The sequence below is a fragment of the Bacillus sp. sid0103 genome (assembly GCF_019219025.1).
In genome coordinates this window covers 1-21,262 of record NZ_JAHUWN010000019.1, presented here as the reverse complement: position 1 = coordinate 21,262, position 21,262 = coordinate 1, and the positions used below count along the sequence as shown (strand labels likewise).

Here is a 21,262-nt window from a genome sequence, read left to right as displayed (position 1 = left end):
ACCGTCCCCATGGGTATTAAAGAATAATGGAAATGTAGCAAAAAACCGCTGCAAGCAACCCCTGCAGCGGTCTAATCTATTCCTATTTTCTCTCTTTAATGGTCATTTCCTTACTGTAATGGTCAGACCGATGATGCACCATTTATTAATGATTGGTGCATTTCTATACCGCTTTTAACTTTCTTCCACATCTTTCGATTGCGTATCAGACATCTTAGGGAAAGAAATAACAGCCTTAAATAAATCTCCGTCAACGTGGATGTTAAATTTCCCCTTTTGAACTTCGATGAGGCTTTTCGCAATCGATAACCCAAGCCCGCTGCCTTGGCTGGATCTGGATTCATCGCCACGCTTAAAACGTTCCATTAATTCGTCTGCTGAAATATTTAACTCATAAGCGGAAATGTTCTTAAAGGTAAACAGAATTTCATTACCCGCATCCTCGATATCGATATATACTCTGGAACCATTGAGCGCATATTTAAAGATATTCGATAATAAGTTTTCAATGGATCTCCATAGTAATTTTCCATCCGCTCTAATATACATCTTATCCTGGGGATGATTCAGCTTGAATTGCAAATTGGAGGCTTCAATTTTATCATTCACTTCTCCAAGTCCCTGGGTAATTAAAGACACAATATCAATTTTCTCAAACTCAACTGAAATATTTCCACTCGTCGCTTTGGCAGCTTCAAATAAATCATCCGTTAATAGTTTTAGTCTTTTCGATTTTTGATCTAAGATATCGATATATTCGAAAGCCCTTGGCGTAACCTCCTCGCCTTTTAGTAAATCCACATAGGTGATGATCGATGTTAACGGTGTTCTTATATCATGAGATATATTGGTGATTAACTCCGTTTTTAAACGCTCACTTTTGAGTTCACTATCAACAGCGTTTTTCAATCCATCCGTGATGCTGTTTATGTTGCTAGCAAGTGTTTTAAACTCTCCACGGTTAGCCACATCGATTCGATGATGAAGATTTCCAGCCTTAATTCTTTCCACTCCATCCTGGATGGCTTGAAAACTCTTAACCTTTTTATAAGCAAACCAGGCTGCCAGGCCTATGGTAACCGGGAACATAAAAAACGTTAACGCAACCAATACTGGGTAACCAATGACGATTAATACCGTCTTGACCCCGACATTTCCTGACTCATAGACATTTCTTACAATGGTTATGAGCTTATGGATGATAGCCAAAATCAGGGTATGCTTAAAGAACGTTTTATGTTTAACGTGTTTAACAAGTGAGAGTATCAAAACAAACACGGCTGCTGAAATCGGGATTGTGATGGGAATGGCCATTTTATCAATGCTTTGGTGTGCCACATTATCCATCCATGTAACCCAAATGGCAATCAGGCTAATACATAGCACGATATTGATATCATTGTATAGTTTATTCACTGGATGAAGGTGTACATGATCATCTTTAAATGACCTTCTTCCTGTCACGAGGATGAGATAGCCAAATGAAAGGATGAAACCTAGCAAAAATGCGGCTAAAATATAAAGGTTCTTTGTGACAACTGCTTTATCTTCATTCCATTCGTTTATTTTTTTGTTTAAAAAGTCGTCTGTAAACGCAATATAAACCACCGTCTTGTCCTGGTTCAATTCCTCAATTGGATCTGTAATAAATTGGAATAGCTCATTCTCTTCGATTACTTTAGGATAAACCTCTCGCTTATAATCTTCAAACACCAAATAAGTAGGATACTCTTTAAACTGCCCTTTTTCTGTCTTAGTTGTGTTCGTATAGACATTTACACCATCACTGGCATAATACAACGGATTTTTCTGCTCTGAAAGCTCTTGCACCAAGGCATGATAATTCCTTAAATCATCCTTTATCAACCTTTCCCTAACCTGCTTAATCTTGTCGGCATACTCTGCTTTAAAGGTGGTATAGTTCTCCGCTTCGCTTAAATCAGGCCGATAGCTCCTAGAATATTGCTGAAAATCTGAATATAACTGCATCTCTTCAACCTTCATCCTATCTTCACGAATCGACTCGCCCTTTAAAATATTGTCCTCACTCTTGTACTCTCGGAGAAGGGTAGTGAGATTGCTCACGATCTTTTCATTTTCTCTAGCATATGCCTTACTGAGAAAGTAGTCCTCTTCCATAACCATGCTAAAATATCCATCATTGACCACTTCAACCTGGATCATCGCTTTGATGATACCCGTAAAACAAACGACCGCAATCATAAATACAATGATTTTCGTTGTTAATAAGTGGCTATATTTTTTCAACTTTATATCCAACTCCCCACACCACCTTTAAATATTTTGGTTCCTTCGGATTGATTTCGATTTTCTCTCTAATTTTTCTAATATGAACGGATACGGTATTTTCAGGACTAAACGCTGTTTCATTCCATACCCTTTCATAGATATCCTCAATCGAAAAGACTCTTCCGGCGCTCTCCGTCAGCAATTTCAAAATCTTATATTGCACCGGTGTAAGATGGACCTCTTCCCCATCGACTGTGATGATTTTACTTTCATCATCTATGACCAGTCCCCCCGTCCGAAAGACATTCCTTTTCGTTTCAAGACTTCCCAATGTGGTATATCTCCTCAACTGGGACTTGACCCTTGCAATCAGCTCCAGGGGATTAAACGGCTTTGCTAGATAGTCATCTGCCCCTAAATTTAATCCGATAATTTTGTCTGAATCCTCCGATTTAGCAGAAAGCATAATCAATGGTATATTATTTTCTTCTCTAATCTTCATCGTAGCTCTTAACCCATCCATTATAGGCATCATAATATCCTTGATAATAAGATGAATCTCATGATCTTTGATGATATGTATGGCTTCCAAACCATTAAACGCTTTAAATATTTGATAGCCTTCATTTTCTAAATAAATTCCGATCGCATCCACGATCTCCTTATCATCATCACAAACCAACACGTTCATGGAAATTCACTCCCAACTTTGGCGGTTACCATTTCTATCACCCTTTAGTATGACTGTAAAAAGAATCATATCAAGCAAATCTTAACAAACACATGATGTAAATCTTAAGGTTTTCTTAATGTCTAAAAAAAATGGCTTTATATTTAAGTTTTGTTCAATTATCTGGCCCTTTAAGGAACTCTTTCCGTCCGAGTACCCCTAGGGCGAATGGATTCTGAAGGGGTCAGCACATGTTGGCAATCGCCGGTTCAATGCAGGCAGTTGCCAAAAGAAAAACTCCATCCGTTCCAGCTGCTTGCAGCTTAACGAGATGGAGCTAACCGGTTCATGTGGAGTAAGGAATCGTCGCCTTATTGGAGTTCTTATAATTGAATTTAGCTATTTATTATCGCCCATACACGCACAAAAAACGGGCTGTTAATTATAAGAGTGATGAATCCCATTTATCAAATGGGATTCATGGGAAATTTATTTTTTTCTCTTTTTTATCTACCTTCATTGTTGTAATTAGTAATTGAACAGTAATGATTAACATAAAAATCAAAATTACAGCGCTCATATAGTATTGAATATTAGGTTTATATCCATACGTACCGAATATAAAAAAAGATAAGATAAACAAAAAAGATAAAAACAGCTCAAAAATTAATGTAATGATAAAAAATAGTACATAAGGAATAACAACCTCTTTGTGAGAAACGTGTTTTAAAGTTAATCCCTCCCAACATAAGTCTGCTAATTTATTTATTTTCCTCATTGGTACCACTCCTATTAATCCCAACTCAAATAAATTGCTTCAATTAAAGAATATATAAATATGACTAATTATTTCCTTAATATTGAAAAAATAAACGATTATGTTTCATTTATTGTATTTGCGTTGGTTTTATGGCGGTACCTTTAATTTAAAAATAGGAATGAATACTGATCAATATTTTTATAGCACTTAATAAACACTTCTTGATTATGAAAAAGAAAGAGGGAAGGGAGCAAAATCACAAAAATAAAGTTGGATACTCTATTATTTACTTCGGGGCAAATTCCAGTTGATTTGAAAACAGGAGAAGTTGTAGACGTTGGTAGACAGAGCATGCACATCAAGTAATGAAAAACTTACAAGCTGTGCTGAAAGAAGGAAAATCGGATTACTAAAATATGTTAATAAACAAAAAAAAGAGAGTTCCACTCTCTTTAAAATGATGATCTATGTTATTTAAGCTCGTTTCCTAAACGGGTCTTCCCTATAATCAGCTTTTCGTTTATAAACAATTTTTCCTGATTCTTCTTTTCCATATTTAGAGGTAATAACTGCTCTTACACCTGTAACAATTTCTCCAAGTTTATACGAATTTTTTTCTTCCTTCGATATCACTGTTCTTTTCATGAAGAAGCACCTCCAAAAATATTATTTATCACACTCAAAAGATTATAATTATTAAGAAATATATCGTCAATCTGTTCTTGACTTAATGCCCTTCTTCCGGATATGGCAACCGTCAGAACTAACTGGTTTCCTATAGGATAGCATAATACATAAGTATTATCAAAGGCATTCCTATTTTTTTGTAAAACCAGCTCAGTACTTTGTAAAAAACAATCAATGACAATAATTCGATCCGTATACCCTCTATTTTCATTAACATCAAATGTGTAAAATTTTCTTTTGCCATCATTTCCAGCAATCTGTCTCAAACCATCGCTGCCCTCCGCTTGCCAAACTCCTATTCCTTCAACATAATAGGAACCTGGGGCTTGATAAGCGTTCCTAACAGCTTCTTGTAGATATTCAAACTTTTTTGTTGGATCCACTAAGAGCCTTTTAGATAGCGTTCTTAGTATACGAATCAAGGCATAGTCTTTATCCATGTTTGTTTGGGCTTCCGCTAAGAGCCTCGATGGATCCTGAAAGATGCCCAATTCTTCGATTTTTCTTTTAATAAAACTACAAGCAATATTTACTGCAGCATCGTAGTTATTATCACTTCGAATTTCGTACCTTAATACAGCAAGTCCTTCCAAATCTGAAGGTAGACGAAACCCTTTAGCACCCTCACTTTCAGGTGTATTTCTGGGAATAATGTAAAAAACTCGTCCTCTTCTTAACCTTCCCCAGAATAACCCCATTTCAAACAAAGTATTGTCCCTTGTAGTAAATGTTAAGGTGCCTCGAATATTTATAATGTCATCGGGTGAAAATACAAATACTGCAAAATCATTTCCATCTAATAGTCGTTCAAGATTTTCCATATTGTATTCAAGTGGGCGAAATGCACCCGCTGACCAAGGAGTTACTTCAGCAACATGAGCGAGTGAATTATGAATCGCATTAACATATTCAATGGATTCTCTTGCAGATCCTATAAATACTTTTGGTTTGATTTGAGTCATAACTCCTCCAACAAATGTAATGAACAATATATTTATACAAATATTATATCATTTTTTCCATATTTTAGATTATTATAAAATTTTCAAGAAAATAAATTTAGAAAAATGAAAGTTTTAGTTAACCAGTGCACAGCTTTAAATTCTCAATATACTTTTAACTTTTAACCATAATTTCTTCATTTTTTTGAAGTGCAACGAAAAAGAATAAACTACGGTATAAACAAAAATCAATACACAAAAAACAATATCCAACACTAAAGTTAAATCAAAGAATGTTTTCGTCATTAGTTCCGTAAATATTTTGAAACTTGTTATGATAATCAGCAATAACGGAAAAACCAATTTATACAAATAACCAGCTATGGAACTAAACAGCTTAAAGCTGTTCAGGTATGACTTTCCTTCTCTAGTGAACATATCTCCCAGAGGATCGTAACATGAATTTAATTCGGCCTCGACCTTATGGATATAATGGTATTGCCGTTCAACTACTATGTTAGTTTGAAAATACCTGACCACCAAACACAATAAAACAAACCATAGCATCGTGTGAATTTCATCTCGATTTATGCTCAATGTGATTTTGAGTTGTTCCTTAACAATGTCGGAAACAGCTTTTGAGGGATCAACAGGTATGATCGTCAGAATAAACATTGCCGCGAAAACCAGCAAAGTATAAACGAATAATCGGTCTCTTAACTTCAAGTATTCCCTCTGTAAAGCAAAAGTATCTTTATAATGATCATGAAGTGTTTGAAACTTCACATCTTCCTCACCCATAAGATTACCTCAACATATAGATTTTTTAGTGCAGTCATGATTCATCTTTAGGAAATGAATTAGCCTATGATACACCAGCACCCTTATGTTCCTATTTACATCAAGTTATGATAAATTTCTAGAAAGATGTCCCATTTCCTGCAAAATTTCATTTATTATTTCCATATACATGGTCCGAAACAAAAAGCCCTTTCATTGTCATCCATACATGAAAGGGCTTTGTTTTTAGTTATTTTACAACCATCAGCTCGATTTAATGTCTTCATGAAAGTCGATTACACTCTGTTTATCTCTTCTGCAGGCTTTTTAAAAAAATTAAATATTGAATTTGACTTCTGCTTCCTTCCTGGCTCTGTTACATTCATTCTTGCTTCTAGTTTACCGGAGAGGAAAGAGAAGATGAACACAAGAACAAAATAATACAATCCTACAATCACATACGAATTCAATTGTTGAAAGCTGGATGCTGCGACGCTAAGGCCCGCTCCCCACAAATCCGCCATGCCCACGTAGGCCACAAGAGAAGAGTCCTTTAAACCAATGATGAACTGGTTACTGAGCGGAGGGATAGCTGATTTAAACGCTTGGGGCAGAATGATTCTTCTCATGGCCAACGGATAGGACATTCCAAGTGATCTTGCAGCTTCCATTTGCCCGCGGTCAATAGATTGAATGGCCCCACGAAAGATTTCGGCAATATAAGCCCCGCAATGAATAGCCAAGCCAATCGCTCCGGCCCAGAACTGCGACAGAGTCACAATCGATGTGATGCCAAAATATAGAACCGCAATCTGAACAATAAGCGGAGTTCCACGGATCAAAGTGATATAGACATGTGCAATAAAGTTCAAAAGTTTGTTATTGGAGAGACGAAAAAAGGCAAAGATTAAGCCAATAAGAGAGCCAATCAGTAGAGACGTAATGGTAACCTTGAGCGTAAGCAACGTTGCTTCAAAAAAAAGTTTATAATTGGAAAGAAGAATTTCTAGCAAATGGATTCACCCCACGTATGATCTGTTATCAGGTGCCCCTTGAGGGCACCCTTTTTCACCCACTCTAGTTGTTGGTTCCTAAAATGTTGCGGCCAAAATATTTATCAGAAATTTTGTCATAAGTGCCGTCCTTTATGATTTCATCCATTGCCTTGTTCAGCTTGTCCACTAATTCCTTATCCTCTTTCCTGACGGCAATCGCTTGATCATCATGTGTCATAGGCTTTCCAACATCCTTGATTTTAACGGTGCCGGCCTTGATAATTGGCAGTCCGACCATTCGATCGGTTATCGCAGCGTCAATTCTTTTGGTAGGAAGATCCATAAGAGCCACTAAATCTGTATCATATTCAACAATGTTTTCTTTTGATGTGTATTTTAACGCCAGATCCTTATAAGGCGTTCCCTTGGCCACCCCGATACGCTTCCCTTTCAAATCATCCGGCGATTTGATATCTGTATTATTTTCCGATACGAAAACCTGTGAGCCTGATCTGTAATAAGGATTTGAAAAGTCAACCACCTTTTTTCGCTCATCCGTAATCGTCATGCTGCCCAGGATGGCATCGTATTTTTTGGCTTGTAGGCCTTGGATGATCGTTTCCCAAGGATTCGTTACCGGAACGGCCTTCATTCCCATTTTTTTAGCAAGTGCCTTGCCGATCTCAACATCAAATCCCTTCAGTTCGCTGTTTTCTTTATAATTAAACGGTTTGAACAACCCACTCATGGCATAGTGAAACTCTTTTTTCCCTGCAGAAGTCTGCTGGGAAACTTGTTCTTTCGCTCCACACCCAGACATGATCAAAACTCCAGCCATACAGGCTGCTACAAGACTGATAATTGACTTTTTCATTTTTTCTTCCCCCTTATCATTTGCTATAGAATACTGTTAAGAAATTGCTTTGCTTTTTCATGCTGCGGATTTTCAAAAAACGTCTTAGGTGCCCCCTGTTCAAGAATCTGTCCATCTCCCATAAAGACAACACGATCTGCCACTTCCCGGGCAAATCCCATCTCGTGGGTAACTATTACCATAGTCATCCCTTCATTGGCCAGTTCTTTCATGACCTGCAAAACTTCCCCTACCAATTCTGGATCAAGCGCGGAGGTTGGCTCATCAAAAAGCATCACATTGGGTTTCATGGCAAGCGCACGAGCGATGGCAAGCCGCTGCTTCTGTCCCCCGGACAATAAATTCGGATATGTATTGGCCTTATCGCTTAATCCCACCTTCTCCAGAAGACTATAGGCCGCTTTCTTCGCGTCCTCCTTTCTTTCTCTTTTTACATGCATCGGGGCTTCGATGATATTCTCCAGCACTGTTTTATGTGGGAAGAGATTGAAATGTTGAAAGACCATCCCAACTTCTGCACGTACGCGATTTAAATCCGTTTTCCCCGGATCGATCTGTTCGTTGTTTATCCATACCTCTCCTTTATCATAAACTTCAAGGAAGTTAATGCAGCGCAGCAATGTACTCTTTCCTGAACCGCTGGCTCCCACCAATACCACCACTTCCTTCGGCTGAACAGACAAATCGATTCCCTTCAGCACCTCTAATGAATCAAATGACTTGTATAATTGCTTTATCTGAATCAACAAGACCCCCCCTTTTCTATAATTAAAAACGGATTCAAACTGATGAAACATAATAAATGATGGAATTTCACTCTATTATAATAATAAATTCCGAAAATTTCAAATTGTATATAAATTGCAAGCGGTTACAAAAAATGTTTAATATTAAATGTTTGTTATTTTCTGGTGTTCTCTTTTTCCATTCTCCCTTCTACTAAAATAATATTCTAATAATTATAATTATTCATGAAATAGATGAATAAATCAATTATTTCCAATTCATTTTTAGGGGGGTTCTTTGGAGATGGTCATATACAATAACAATAGAACAAACAGTGCTTGGATTCTAGTAATCCAAGCGCATAATCACTTTTGCCAATAAACAACATCATTTCGACCAAATTCCGTATAAGATATACTAATTAAACGTTTGGTTGAAACAGCTGCAGGACTGATTTAAAAGTATTTCACCTTCCAAATATGAAGGAAAATCGTCGAAAAATGCAAAGAAATTCCGCAGGAAATAACCTACCTTTTTACAAAATCAGATGGGTTTCTAGCAAACTTCCATTATTCTATACAATCCCCGCCTTTTCGTCACTACACAATCGTTTGATTAAAAGTTGCCTCCGCACGCTCCACTCATAGATTTATCTCTCTAAATGCTCGAAAAGAATGTCGAGGGATGTCTTCAAAAATGACTCGTTTAAAAAGGAACCTAAGTAGGCGACTGAACGTGGATTTGTGCCAAACGAACCAAAATCCCCTCCACATTATGTGAAGGGGATTAATCTTTTTAAAAATTATTTCACTTTTACTACTATAGCTGCCTTACTTACATTCTTCGCTTTATCAGTTGCTGTCACACTTAAAACCGTTTTCTTCTTCTGTGCTTTGATTTTCACTTTGAAGTTTCCTTTGGAATCAGCCTCGGCTGTACCGATGACTTTGCTACCGACTTTTATTGTTATCGTAGAGTAGGCTTCAGCAGTTCCAGTAACTTCTTTTGTTGTGCTTTTTACTGTAGTTTTAATTTTCGGTGCTAATGGAGCTGTTTTGTCTATGACAATCACACTCTTAGCTACACTTACATTTCCTGCTGCATCTTTCACTGTCACAATTACCTTTGTACCTGCTTTTTGGACAGGAATCGTTACCTTATAGTTACCCTTAGCATCCGCTTTGGCGATGTACTTTTTGGTTCCAATTGTAACAGTAACAATGGCTCCTGCTTCTGCTTTACCAGTTACCAGTTTTGCTAAGTCCGTAACAGTGGTAACGGTTGGAGCAACCGGTGGCGTTTTATCAATAACGGTGATACTTTTTGCGACACTCGCATTACCCGCTGCATCCTTGGCAGTTACGATTAACTTTGTGCCTGCTTTTAGGATAGGAATGATCACTTTGAAGTTTCCATTTGGATCAGCTTTAGCTGCATAAGTCTTTGTGCCGATTAGGATCGAAACAGTTGCTCCCGCTTCAGTCTTGCCAGTTACTTCCTTTGACTTGTCTGAAACTGTATTTACTGTTAAAACTGATGGAGCTGTTTTGTCTATAACTTTTATGGTGGTTCCTTCACTTTCATTTCCGGCAGCGTCTGTTGCGATGATCACTAATACCGTTCCAGCTTTCTGAACTCGAATGGTAACTTTATATTTACCATCTTGTCCTGCTGTTCCTGTACCAATTACTGAGCCATTTACCTTCACTTCGATTTTGGATCCCGCTTCTGCTTCACCAGTTATAGTTGTATCTCTATCGCTTACTAGACTTACTACTGGTTTCTTAGGGGCGGTTACATCTTTCACCACTACTGCAGTTTCTTCACTTACATTGCCAGAATTATCAGTAGCAATAATGACTAACTCTGTGCCTGCCTTTTGCACGTCAATGGTCACTTTATATTGTCCATCTTCCTCGGCAGTTCCAGTACCAATCACTGAGCCATTTACTTTCACTTCTACTTTTGATCCAGCCTCTCCTTGTCCAGTAACTGTAGTATCCTTGTCCGTTACTTCATTTACTTCAGGCTTTTCTGGGGCTGTTACGTCTCTCACCACTACTGTGGTTGTTTCACTTACATTGCCTGCCTTATCCGTTGCAATAATGACTAATTCGGTGCCTGCTTTTTGCGAGGAGATGATCACATTATATTGACCATCTTCTCCGGCAGTTCCCTCACCAATCACTGAACCATTTGCCTTTACTTCTACCTTTGATCCAGCTTCCGCTTGTCCTGTAACTGTAGTATCCTTATCGGTTACTTCATTTACTATTGGCTTTTCTGGGCCGGATACGTCTCTTACCATTACTGTCGTTGTTTCACTTACATTGCCAGCCTTATCCGTTGCAACTATTTCTAATTCGGTGCCTGCCTTTTGCACGTCAATGCTCACTTTATATTGACCATCTTCTCCAGCAGTTCCAGTACCAATCACTGAGCCATTTACTTTCACTTCTACTTTCGATCCAGCTTCCGCTTGTCCAGTAACAGACGTATCTTTATCTGTAACTTCATTTACCACTGGCTGCTCTGGCGCTGTTGCGTCTCTTATCACGACTGTGCTTGTTTCACTTACATTGCCAGCCTTGTCAGTAGCAACAATGACTAACTCGGTCCCTGCCTTTTGCTCGGAAATGGTCACTGTAAATTGGCCATCTTCTCCGGCAGTTCCCTCACCAATCACTGAACCATTTACCTTTACCTCTACTTTTGATCCAGCTTCCGCCTGTCCTGTTACTGTAGTATCCTTATCGGTTACTTCATTTACTACTGGCTTTTCTGGGGCGGTTACGTCTCTTACCACTACTGTCGTTGTTTCACTTACATTACCAGCCTTATCAGTAGCCACAATGACTAATTCGGTGCCTGCCTTTTGCACCTCAATGGTCACTTTATATTGGCCATCTTCTCCAGCAGTTCCAGAGCCGATATCTGAACCATTTACCTTTACTTCTACTTTTGACCTGGCTTCTGCTTGTCCGGTAACTGTAGTATCTTTGTCGGTCACTTCATTTACTTCTGGTTTATCCGGGGCAGTTACGTCCTTCACCACTACTGTGGTTGTTTCGCTTACATTGCCAGCTTTATCCATTGCAACTATTTCTAATTCTGTGCCTGCCTTTTGCACGTCAATGGTCACTTTATATTGACCATCTTCTCCAGCAGTTCCAGTACCAATCACTGAACCATTTACCTTTACTTCTACCTTTGATCCAGCTTCCGTTTGTCCTGTAACTGTCGTACCCTTATCAGTTACTTCATATACTACAGGTTTTTCTGGAGCTGTTACGTCTCTTACCACTGCTGTTGTTGTTTCACTCACATTTCCAGCTTTATCTGTAGCACTAATGACTAATTCTGTTCCTGCTTTTTGCGCGGAGATGATTACTTTATATTGACCATCTTCTCCTACAGTTCCACTACCAATCACCGAACCATTTACTTTCACTTCTACCTTTGATCCAGTTTCGGCTTGTCCAGTTACAGTAGTATCCTTGTCTGTTACTTCTTTTACTTCAGGCTTTTCTGGGGCTGTTACGTCCCTCACCACTACTGTGGTTCTTTCGCTTACATTGCCAGCCTTATCCGTAGCAATAATGACTAATTCGGTGCCTGCCTTTTGCCCAGAAATAGTCACTCTATATTGACCATCTTCTCCGGCAGTTCCAGTCCCAATAACGGAACCATTTACCTTCACGTCTACTTTTGATCCTGCTTCCGCTTTTCCTGTAACAGAAGTATCCTTGTCCGTTACTTCATTTACTTCAGGTTTTTCTGGGGCTGTTACATCCTTTACTACTACTGCAGTTTCTTCACTTACATTACCAGCTTTATCAGTTGAAATAATAACAAGTTCAATGCCTGCTTGTTGTACTGGAATTGTCACTTCATAGCGGCCATCTTCTCCGGCAGTTCCAGTCCCAATCACTGAACCATTTACCTTTACTTCTACTTTTGATCCAGCCTCTGCTTGTCCTGTGACTGAAGTATCCTTGTCGGTTACCTCATTTACTGCAGGCTTTTCTGGGGCGGTTACATCTTTTACTACTACTGCGGTTGGTTCACTTACATTCCCAGCCTGATCCATAGCAACAATGACTAACTCTGTGCCTGCCTTTTGAGCGGAAATCGCCACTTTATATTGACCATCTTCTCCGGCAGTTCCAGTGCCAATCACTGAACCATTTACCTTCACTTCTACTTTTGATCCGGCTTCCGCTTGTCCTGTAACTATAGTGTCCTTGTCTGTCACTTCATTTACTTCAGGCTTACCTGGGGCGGTTACGTCTTTTACCACCACTGTGGTTGTTTCACTCACGTTTCCAGCTTTATCTGTAGAAATAAATTTTATTTCAGTTCCTGCTTTTTGGACTGGGATATTGATATTAAACTTTCCATCTACCCCAACTGTACCTGTACCAAGTACTGAATTTTCTACTTTAACTTGTACTTTTGAACCGGCTTCCGCTTTCCCGGTTACTTTAGTGTCTTTATCAGTTACAACTACTATTTCCGGCGCATTTGGTGCAGTCACATCTTTTACGATTACCTTATTACTTTCACTTACGTTTCCAGACTCGTCAGTTACAAACACTGTTATTTCTGTTCCAGCGTGTTGAGCAGGGATCGATACAAGGAAATTCCCATTCTCATCTGCTTTCCCCGTGTATTCAGTTAATCCATACTCAATTAACCCTACTCTAACCGTAACCTTTGCTCCTGCTTCAGAGGTTCCAGAAACTTCTTGTGATTTGTCAGTTACTTCATTTACTTGCGGTGTATTTGGAGCCGTTGCATCTTTTACCACGATATTAGTCGGTTCACTTTGATTTCCCATAGAATCTGCCGCTATTACCTGGATAGTGGAACCAGCACTTTGAACTGGAATCATCACTTGATAATTCCCATTTTCATCTGCATATCCCGTACTAACCAACACTCCATATTGTGGTGATGTATATACTACATATACCTTTGCTCCAGCTTCTGTTGTTCCACTTACTTCAGATGACTGGTCATTAATTTCGTTTACTATCGGTGCTGCCGGCGGAGTTCCATCTTGTACGATTACTTTTCTGGCATCACTTATGTTTCCAGCACTATCTGTAGCTGTTACCTCTATCACAGTTCCTTCCTTTTGTGCTGGAATAGTTACTTCATAATCACCAAAAGGATACTCTGCAATCGTAGTATATTGGGATTGACCTATTGTTACAGTCACGATTGAACCTACTTCTGACTTTCCCCATACCATTCTTGATATATCGGATACATTTTCTACTATTGGTGCTAATGGCGCAGTACCATCCTTAACCACGATTGTTGAAGAACTGCTCATGTTACCAGCATTATCTGTTGCAGTAATGTTTAGCACCATGCCTGCTGTTTGTGATGGAATAGTAACATTAAATTGGCCATCCTCTCCAGCTGTTCCTGTCCCGATAACTAAACCATTTACATTAACTTCAACTTTAGACCCTGTTTCTGCTTCACCTGTTACTGCAGTGTCCTTGTCAGTTATCTCATTAACTACTGGCATTTCTGGGGCGGTTACGTCTTCTACTACTAGTGTGGTTGTTTCACTCTCATTTCCAGCCTTATCAGTTGCACTAATAGCTAGTTCAGTACCTGCCTTTTGCACTGGAATTGCCACTGTAAAGCTGCTATCTTCTTCTACTGTTCCTGAACCTATCTCAGAACCATTTACTTTTACTTTTATTGCAGTCCCTGCTTCACCTTGCCCGGTAACAATACTATCTTTATCTGTCACCTTATTTGGTTGAGGTTTTTCAGGAGCAGAAATGTCTAGAACCTCAATTGTAGTGGCTTGACCAGAATTCCCATAAGCATCTATTACATATAGATTGATTTTAGTACCAGCAGATTGTTTATTTACCCAAATTCCGAATAATCCACCATTCCCTACTGGACTACTACCAATCTGCGAACCGTTTACTTCTGCAACAACATATCCATTTTCCTCGGCAGTCCCCGTAATCATATTTTGGTTGTCACCGAATGAATCAACAATTGGCTTGGCAGGCGGAATGTTATCTACAACCGTAATATTTCGCTTAATGGTTGAACTATTTCCAGCCTTATCTGTAATAGTATATTTAAGCTTATAAACACCTGGCTTGCTGATATCGACAAACCCCTCCACCATGATCAGTGAAGTAAGATCGCCATCAACATTATCCGTAGCTTTTACTCCATCCATTGCATCAAAAGGAGTATTCATTCCAACTGTCTGATCAACTACACCTGTAATTTCAGGTTTTGTATCATCCGTAACATTAATAATTACTCTATAATACTTCGTATTTAAATTACTTGCAGTTATTTTTAAAATAAATGTATTTTCACCTTGAACAAGGTTCTTTAAGCCGCTACCTTCAACGGTAGCTTTACTATCCTGGCTTTCTCCACTTAAAAAGATACAAGTTACATTACTTGGTAAGTAAACAGAATAAGTATCCATTTCTGAAGAGAATCCAGGTGTAAGTGGGTGGCTATTACTTCCATCACTGACAGTGATACTAGCTAAATTTGCATTTGAAGGATCACTTGCATAAAAAATCTTCTTTTGATCATAAGTAACTTCATTACCAGCTAAATCGACTATGTTTGATAAAAGGCCGTATACCACTCCATGCTGACCCTCTTTAATTTCATAGTAGATTTCATACTCTAAACCATTACTTCCCTGAACCTCACTCATGGTATACTCTTCATTATCTATTCCACCAGATAATTTAAGTTTAACACCCGGTTTTACGGGTTCAGTAAAAGTAGCAATAATATGAGCATAGTCCCCTACTTCATATTCTTTCTCTTCTGATTCAACGGAAAGAATAGCAGGATTTATACCATCTGTGTGAAATACATCATCTTTACTATAAGCTGGTGAGATATTGCCTGCTAAATCCTCAATCCCTTCAATATTCGCATGAATGGATCCTAGGTCGCCTTCCTTCACCACATATTCATAGTTAAATATAGTAGAGTTTGAGTCCTCTACCTCATTCATAGAAACATTTTGTAAATTAACACCATTATTTAATGATAGAGTAAAGTTTGGTTTTATCGGCTCATCAAACACTGCAGTCAGTAATACTTTATCTCCTAACTTTGCTGAAGCAGTTGAAGCTGTTAAGCTTTTTAAACTTGACCTAATTCCATCAACCATAAACAAATTGTTACTAACAAATTCTTGTGACAGCTTGTTATTTTGATCGTATACTTCTTTGAGATGAGCATTAATGTTACCAGTAAATCCTTCTAGAACAGTATAATCGTACGTATACTTCGTTCCATTACTGCCTGCTACCTCACTCATGACAACAGGTTCCATTTCTCCAGCTCCATCAAATGAAAGCTGGACACCATTTTTAATACTTTCCATAAAATTTGCAGTAACTGTTACAACATCACCAATTTTTGCTTTTTCTTTAGAGGCTGTAAGAGAGCTAATCGGCGCCAATCGATTTTGCTTTGTAAAAACGTTTTGTTCGGTATAACGATTAAAAAACACACCACTAACTGTTTCTACATTTTTTAGTGAAGCATGAATAGTACCTTCTTTATAGTTATAAGGAATAGTATAAGATAGTATAAATTTTGTTCCATTACTTCCAGCCACTTCAGTCATTGAAGTAGGCTTTAAATCCACTGCCCCACCTAAAGAAAGCTGGAAACCAGGTTTTACACTCTCATAAAAGGTAGCAGTAATCGTTACCTTATCGCCTGAACTTACTAAGGACTTCGAAGTTTTAATTGATTGTAATGGAATTACTCTAAAATAGTCATTTTTTACTAAACTATTACCATAGAAATCTGTTATTCCAGGGACAGAAACATTAACGATTCCACTATCAGTCGGCTTAACTATATAATTGAATTCATAATCTAGATCGTTAACTTCTTCAAACTTCCCATCAGGTAAAGTGATTCCCCCACTCAAGGAAATCCCTGGGTCAGTTAATTTATAATATTTATCTTTAGAAAAAGTAATTTTTAAGTTATCGTTTGGCTTTATAACATTTTTATTAATGTTAATCTGGGGGTGAATAACTTCATTTGGATATGTATAATTATTTGAATTAATTATGGTCCCGTCATTTCTAAGCCCCACTGTTTGATATTCGTTCGCTGAAATATCTTTAATATTTTTCCAACTTTCTAGACTTACTTGACCATAAGGATTATTTCCAACACCAACTACTGTCCCATCACTTTTTAGGCCTACTGTAAAATCCATACCTGCCGCAATGTCTACGATACCCTTCCAATCACCTGTATTGCGCTGACCAGCAGAGCCATTACCTGTTGTTACTACCGTCCCATCTTTCTTCAACCCAACAACATGATCATTTCCAGATGTTATAGCAACAATATCTGTCCAATCACCAACATATATACGTCCGTAACGATTATCTCCAGCAAATACAACGGTTCCATCCTTTTTTAAACCAACTGTATTCCAATAACTAGATGAAAGAGCAACTATGTCTTTCCAATCGCTAAAATTTAGCTCACCATAACCATTATCTCCAACCCCAACCACTGTTCCGTCTCTTTTTAGACCCACGGTATGTGTACTTGCAGTTGAGACCGCTACGATATCAGTCCATCCACTAACATTTAGTTGACCGTATTGATTACTTCCTACTGCTACTACTGTTCCATCACTCTTTAAACCCACAGTATGATTCGCAGCAGCAGATAAAGCAACTATATCCTTCCAGCCACTTACATTTATTTGTCCCTGGGTATTATAATCCATACCGACTACTGTTCCATCCTCTTTCAAACCAACGGTGTGATTTGCACCAGATGAAATTGAAACAATATTGTTTACTGGATTGAAGTTTATTTGGCCATAGCCATTATTGCCAACTCCAACTACTGTTCCATCACTCTTTAATCCGACAGTATTGTATTCATCTGCTGATATTGAAACAATATTTTTCCAGTCTCCCACATTTGATTGTCCATCTGAATTTCTCCCTGCTGCTACTACGGTTCCATCACTTTTTAAACCAACTGTATGGTTAGTTCCAGCTGAGATACTTACAATATTTTGCCAACTACTTAAATTTCTTTGGCCAGAATTATTGTCTCCTACAGCGACAACTGTACCATCGCTTTTTAAACCTACCGTATAAAAATCTCCTACTGATATAGCCACTATATTTTGCCAACTACTAACATTTGTTTGCCCATAGAGATTATTACCTACCGCAACCACTGTTCCATCACTCTTTAAGCCAACCGTATGTCGTACCCCCGCTGATACGGCAACAATATCTTTCCAGCCACTTACATTTGTTTGTCCAAAAGAATTGTCACCTGTCGCTGTTACAGTACCATCTGTTTTTAAGCCGACTGTATGATTCTTACCTGCTGCAATGCCCTTTATATTAGACCAATCATTTACATTAATTTGGCCAATCGAATTATCGCCAACTCCAACAACAGTACCATCACTCTTTAAACCCACTATGAAAGAACTACCTTGGGTAACATAGGAAATATTAGACCATTCTAATATTTTCTCTACACCATAAGTACTACCAAATAATGATACTGTACCATTTCTATTTAAGACTACGGTCCTTGGAAAACCCGCATCGATGATCCCCTCAAAATTCTTCAATTCTCCCCTAGTCAGATTAAGATCGGCCTTTGCTGTTTTAAAGTAAGGCACAGACGTAAACCAACTTAAAGGCATAATATTAACTAACATACAAAAGAGAAGTGTTAAACTAATAATTTTTAAATGTTTTCTCATGAATTTATCCCCATTAATATATAGATTTTTACTATGAATATACTATTTTTTAAAACAAACTTTTACCCAAATCTACCTTCACCTACTTCCATCATTATGGAAATTCCGAGCTTCTCCGATATCCCAATAAATCCAGTAATATAATATATATTTTACCTATAATTGTAATTACATAGGAATATTATCATAATTCTAACTTTCATCATAGAGGTGTATATATTTACCATTTGATACCACAGTAGATAATTTTGGGATAATATTACCACAAGAACCGTCCCCATGATTCCTTCACGAACCGACACTCTTTCGACTAAATACAAAATAGGCTATACTAATCAAACGTTTGTTTTAAAACAGCTGCAAATACTGATAGAAATGGATTTTCCCTGAATAAATTGCTTAGAAATTGTCGAGACGCGCATGAAAATTCCGCAGGAAATAACCCACCTTTTTACAAAAACAGATGGGTTTCTCGTAAACTTCCATTATTCTATTCAAACCCCGCCTTTTCGAAACTAGACAATCGTTTGATTAAAAGTTGCTTCCGTACGCTCCACAAATACATTTCTCTATCTAATGCCCGAAAAGAATGTCGAGGGATGCCTTCAAATATGACTCTATTAAAAAGAAACCCAAGTAAGCGACTGAACGTAAATTTGTGCCCAAAATTAATATTGTGACTTTTTACTAAGTATCCATCAGAGAACTTAGTTTTGGGACTACATATAGGAAGTGATTAAAAAAAGAGGTGATTCTTCTTTTCAGTGCCTACACCGGATTCTACATCTTACGAACCAAAATCCCTCCACTATGTGTGAAGGGGATTTCTGGTTAGCTTATTTCACTTTAACTGTCGCTGTCTTACTAACATTCTTCGCCTTATCAGCTGCGGTTACGCCCAAGACTGTAAATAAGTTGTAAAAAAATGAACGAAAAATACAAGAAAACGTCGTTCAGAACACAACTGTCACGAAACTAGCAATAAAATAAACGTTCGAATAAAAGCTGAAATATCCATATAAAAACTGTATATAGCTCAGCCTTTTCTATATTACCTAGATAATTATTATAAATTCTTTAAAGTTAATCCATACCAGATTTGATTATATCAGCCTCAACCCTGGACATGAACTCTTCTACTGCGCTGTATCCTTGTTGCTTTAAATACCAGTTATTTGCTGCTGCCTCTATTAACCCTGCCACATCACGTCCAGGCTGAAGTTGGATTTCAATGGAAGGAATTTTAACACCCATATAGTCGGTATGATGATATTCCTGTTCTAAATCATTGTATAAGGCGTCCTTTTCCCACTTCGTTAAATTAATATCAAGGGAAATTCGTGTTTCATCCTGAAAAGCTTTACGACCGTATAAGCGGACCACATTTAATAATCCAATACTACGGAGAGCCAAAAATTCCTTAGTTTTCCCATCATGAGTACCCAGAATGGTTTGCGTACTCAGCTTCTTTAGGACAACGTTATCATCCGATACCAGCCGGTGTCCGCGGCGAATTAATGTGTGGGCCGTCTCACTTTTTCCTACCCCCGAACTTCCACGAAGTAAAATTCCAATGCCAGACACATTCATACAAACTCCATGAATAGTAATTTCAGGTGCTAGTTCCTTTACCAAAAACGCATCCAATCTAGTGATAAACTCTGAAGTTGTCTCAGGCTGGTTTGTAACTAACAAGGGAATACCCTGCTCTGTACAATGGTGAATTAAATAGGTAAGTCCTTCTTCACCAGCGGTTACGATAAAACATGGCGGATGATAGTGAACAATATTTCCGATTCGAATTTTACGTTCCTCTCTACTTAATTTATGTAAATAGGTAATTTCCTTTTTTCCTAAAATTTGAACCTGTTCTGTTGGAAAAAAGTCAAAATGGCCCACAAACTCCAGTCCCGGACGATGCGCCCGTGATTGCGTAATTACCTTCTGCAAGTGGTTTTCTCCAGCCAGTACTTTCAATGAATACTTTTGAACCAAGCTTTCTACTGTTAATTTTTTCAACCTAAACTCACGTCCTATTAGCCTTTTATAAAATTATACTTAAGTTCAATGGAAACGTCATCCATTAAGGAAATGATTCCAACACTAACCAAACGTTTGATTAGAAATTTCATCAGCATGCACCAGTCCTGAACTTATCCCTTCAAAACTCTGAAAAGATTGTCGTCCGTTATCTTCAACTTCAACCATTCTCTTTTAAAAAGGAACCTATTCTTACTATAGTCAGCGTTAATAAAGACCTAATTATTTAATTAATACGTTTGACTATTACAGTAGAAATTTTCACCGTTCCTGACGGCTACAAAAGCCTGGCAAAAAACTCCTACGAATGCCAAGATTCACTAACAGGAATCGGATTTCATAAAGATAAAAAAGCGAGTGCCAAACTAGCCATCAAAGATTTACGTCAGATGATGGCTGAGTATACGAAAGAATAGTACACAGAACCATTAAAACCATGCTGGAGAGACGCAGCATGGTTTTTTAATATTACTTCACATCTTTAATTAAGTAGGCTGTTTTTGTAAACTTTGTTGTTTTTATAGACAACCAATTTCCTTAAAGAGTTATTTCCCCCCTAAAAGTTATTGATAATTACCTTTATATTACAATAAAATCCCTTCATTCCTTCTTTCACTAGTTGAGTAGAAGAGAACCTCTCTACCTCGCGGTAGATTGTGTTTCTCCCCCCTCGCAGAACCGTGCTTGCGCTATTCACGCACACGGCTCCTCCTAGTTATCATTCACAAGATGTAGCTAATCTC

11 protein-coding genes and 1 pseudogene are annotated in these 21,262 nt (G+C 38.0%); all 12 read right to left on the bottom strand.

Annotated features, from left to right (window positions below; genetic code table 11):
* Window positions 1-174 precede the first annotated feature (174 nt).
* A complete protein-coding gene (locus KW850_RS20245; RefSeq protein ID WP_256358352.1) occupies window positions 175-2,280 on the bottom strand; it encodes a HAMP domain-containing sensor histidine kinase in 2,106 nt (701 codons plus the stop codon).
* Window positions 2,255-2,941, bottom strand: a complete 687-nt coding sequence (locus KW850_RS20240; RefSeq protein WP_218349571.1) for a response regulator transcription factor — start codon at window positions 2,939-2,941, stop codon at window positions 2,255-2,257. Before KW850_RS20240 ends, KW850_RS20245 begins: the two co-directional genes overlap by 26 nt.
* Before the next feature lie 457 nt (window positions 2,942-3,398).
* Complete coding sequence (locus KW850_RS20235) at window positions 3,399-3,698, bottom strand: hypothetical protein (protein ID WP_218349570.1); 300 nt, start codon at window positions 3,696-3,698, stop codon at window positions 3,399-3,401.
* 456 nt (window positions 3,699-4,154) lie between these two features.
* On the bottom strand, window positions 4,155-4,325 hold the full coding sequence (locus KW850_RS20230; RefSeq protein ID WP_218349569.1) for a hypothetical protein: 171 nt from the start codon (window positions 4,323-4,325) through the stop codon (window positions 4,155-4,157).
* Window positions 4,322-5,329: a TIR domain-containing protein gene (locus KW850_RS20225; protein ID WP_218349568.1), complete on the bottom strand. Its 1,008-nt coding sequence runs from the start codon at window positions 5,327-5,329 to the stop codon at window positions 4,322-4,324. Before KW850_RS20225 ends, KW850_RS20230 begins: the two co-directional genes overlap by 4 nt.
* A 135-nt stretch (window positions 5,330-5,464) precedes the next feature.
* Window positions 5,465-6,109: a hypothetical protein gene (locus tag KW850_RS20220; protein ID WP_218349567.1), complete on the bottom strand. Its 645-nt coding sequence runs from the start codon at window positions 6,107-6,109 to the stop codon at window positions 5,465-5,467.
* A gap of 275 nt (window positions 6,110-6,384) precedes the next feature.
* Complete coding sequence (locus KW850_RS20215; protein ID WP_218349566.1) at window positions 6,385-7,101, bottom strand: amino acid ABC transporter permease; 717 nt, start codon at window positions 7,099-7,101, stop codon at window positions 6,385-6,387.
* 64 nt (window positions 7,102-7,165) lie between these two features.
* Window positions 7,166-7,921 carry an ABC transporter substrate-binding protein gene (locus KW850_RS20210; RefSeq protein ID WP_374226374.1) on the bottom strand — a complete coding sequence of 252 codons (756 nt, stop codon included), beginning with the start codon at window positions 7,919-7,921 and terminating at the stop codon, window positions 7,166-7,168.
* A 59-nt stretch (window positions 7,922-7,980) separates the two neighbouring features.
* Window positions 7,981-8,703: an amino acid ABC transporter ATP-binding protein gene (locus tag KW850_RS20205; protein WP_256358351.1), complete on the bottom strand. Its 723-nt coding sequence runs from the start codon at window positions 8,701-8,703 to the stop codon at window positions 7,981-7,983.
* 782 nt (window positions 8,704-9,485) lie between these two features.
* Window positions 9,486-17,252: an Ig-like domain-containing protein gene (locus KW850_RS33450; protein WP_483862187.1), complete on the bottom strand. Its 7,767-nt coding sequence runs from the start codon at window positions 17,250-17,252 to the stop codon at window positions 9,486-9,488.
* Between the two features lie 54 nt (window positions 17,253-17,306).
* Window positions 17,307-18,140: pseudogene (locus tag KW850_RS34300) on the bottom strand (RCC1 domain-containing protein); the annotation flags it as partial.
* Window positions 18,141-19,562: 1,422 nt separating this feature from the next.
* The gene (gene hprK / locus KW850_RS20130; RefSeq protein ID WP_218349563.1) at window positions 19,563-20,498 is read right to left on the bottom strand and encodes an HPr(Ser) kinase/phosphatase; all 936 of its coding nucleotides are present in this window, start codon (window positions 20,496-20,498) and stop codon (window positions 19,563-19,565) included.
* Between the last annotated feature and the right edge of the window lie 764 nt (window positions 20,499-21,262).

What these genes read in the sequence shown, in the direction of transcription:
- KW850_RS20235 (WP_218349570.1), bottom strand. Translation starts at nt 3,698, where the DNA reads ATGAGGAAAATAAATAAATTAGCAGACTTATGTTGGGAGGGATTAACT.
- KW850_RS20240 (WP_218349571.1), bottom strand. Translation starts at nt 2,941, where the DNA reads ATGAACGTGTTGGTTTGTGATGATGATAAGGAGATCGTGGATGCGATC.
- KW850_RS20210 (WP_374226374.1), bottom strand. Translation starts at nt 7,921, where the DNA reads ATGGCTGGAGTTTTGATCATGTCTGGGTGTGGAGCGAAAGAACAAGTT.
- KW850_RS20220 (WP_218349567.1), bottom strand. Translation starts at nt 6,109, where the DNA reads ATGGGTGAGGAAGATGTGAAGTTTCAAACACTTCATGATCATTATAAA.
- KW850_RS20225 (WP_218349568.1), bottom strand. Translation starts at nt 5,329, where the DNA reads ATGACTCAAATCAAACCAAAAGTATTTATAGGATCTGCAAGAGAATCC.
- KW850_RS20230 (WP_218349569.1), bottom strand. Translation starts at nt 4,325, where the DNA reads ATGAAAAGAACAGTGATATCGAAGGAAGAAAAAAATTCGTATAAACTT.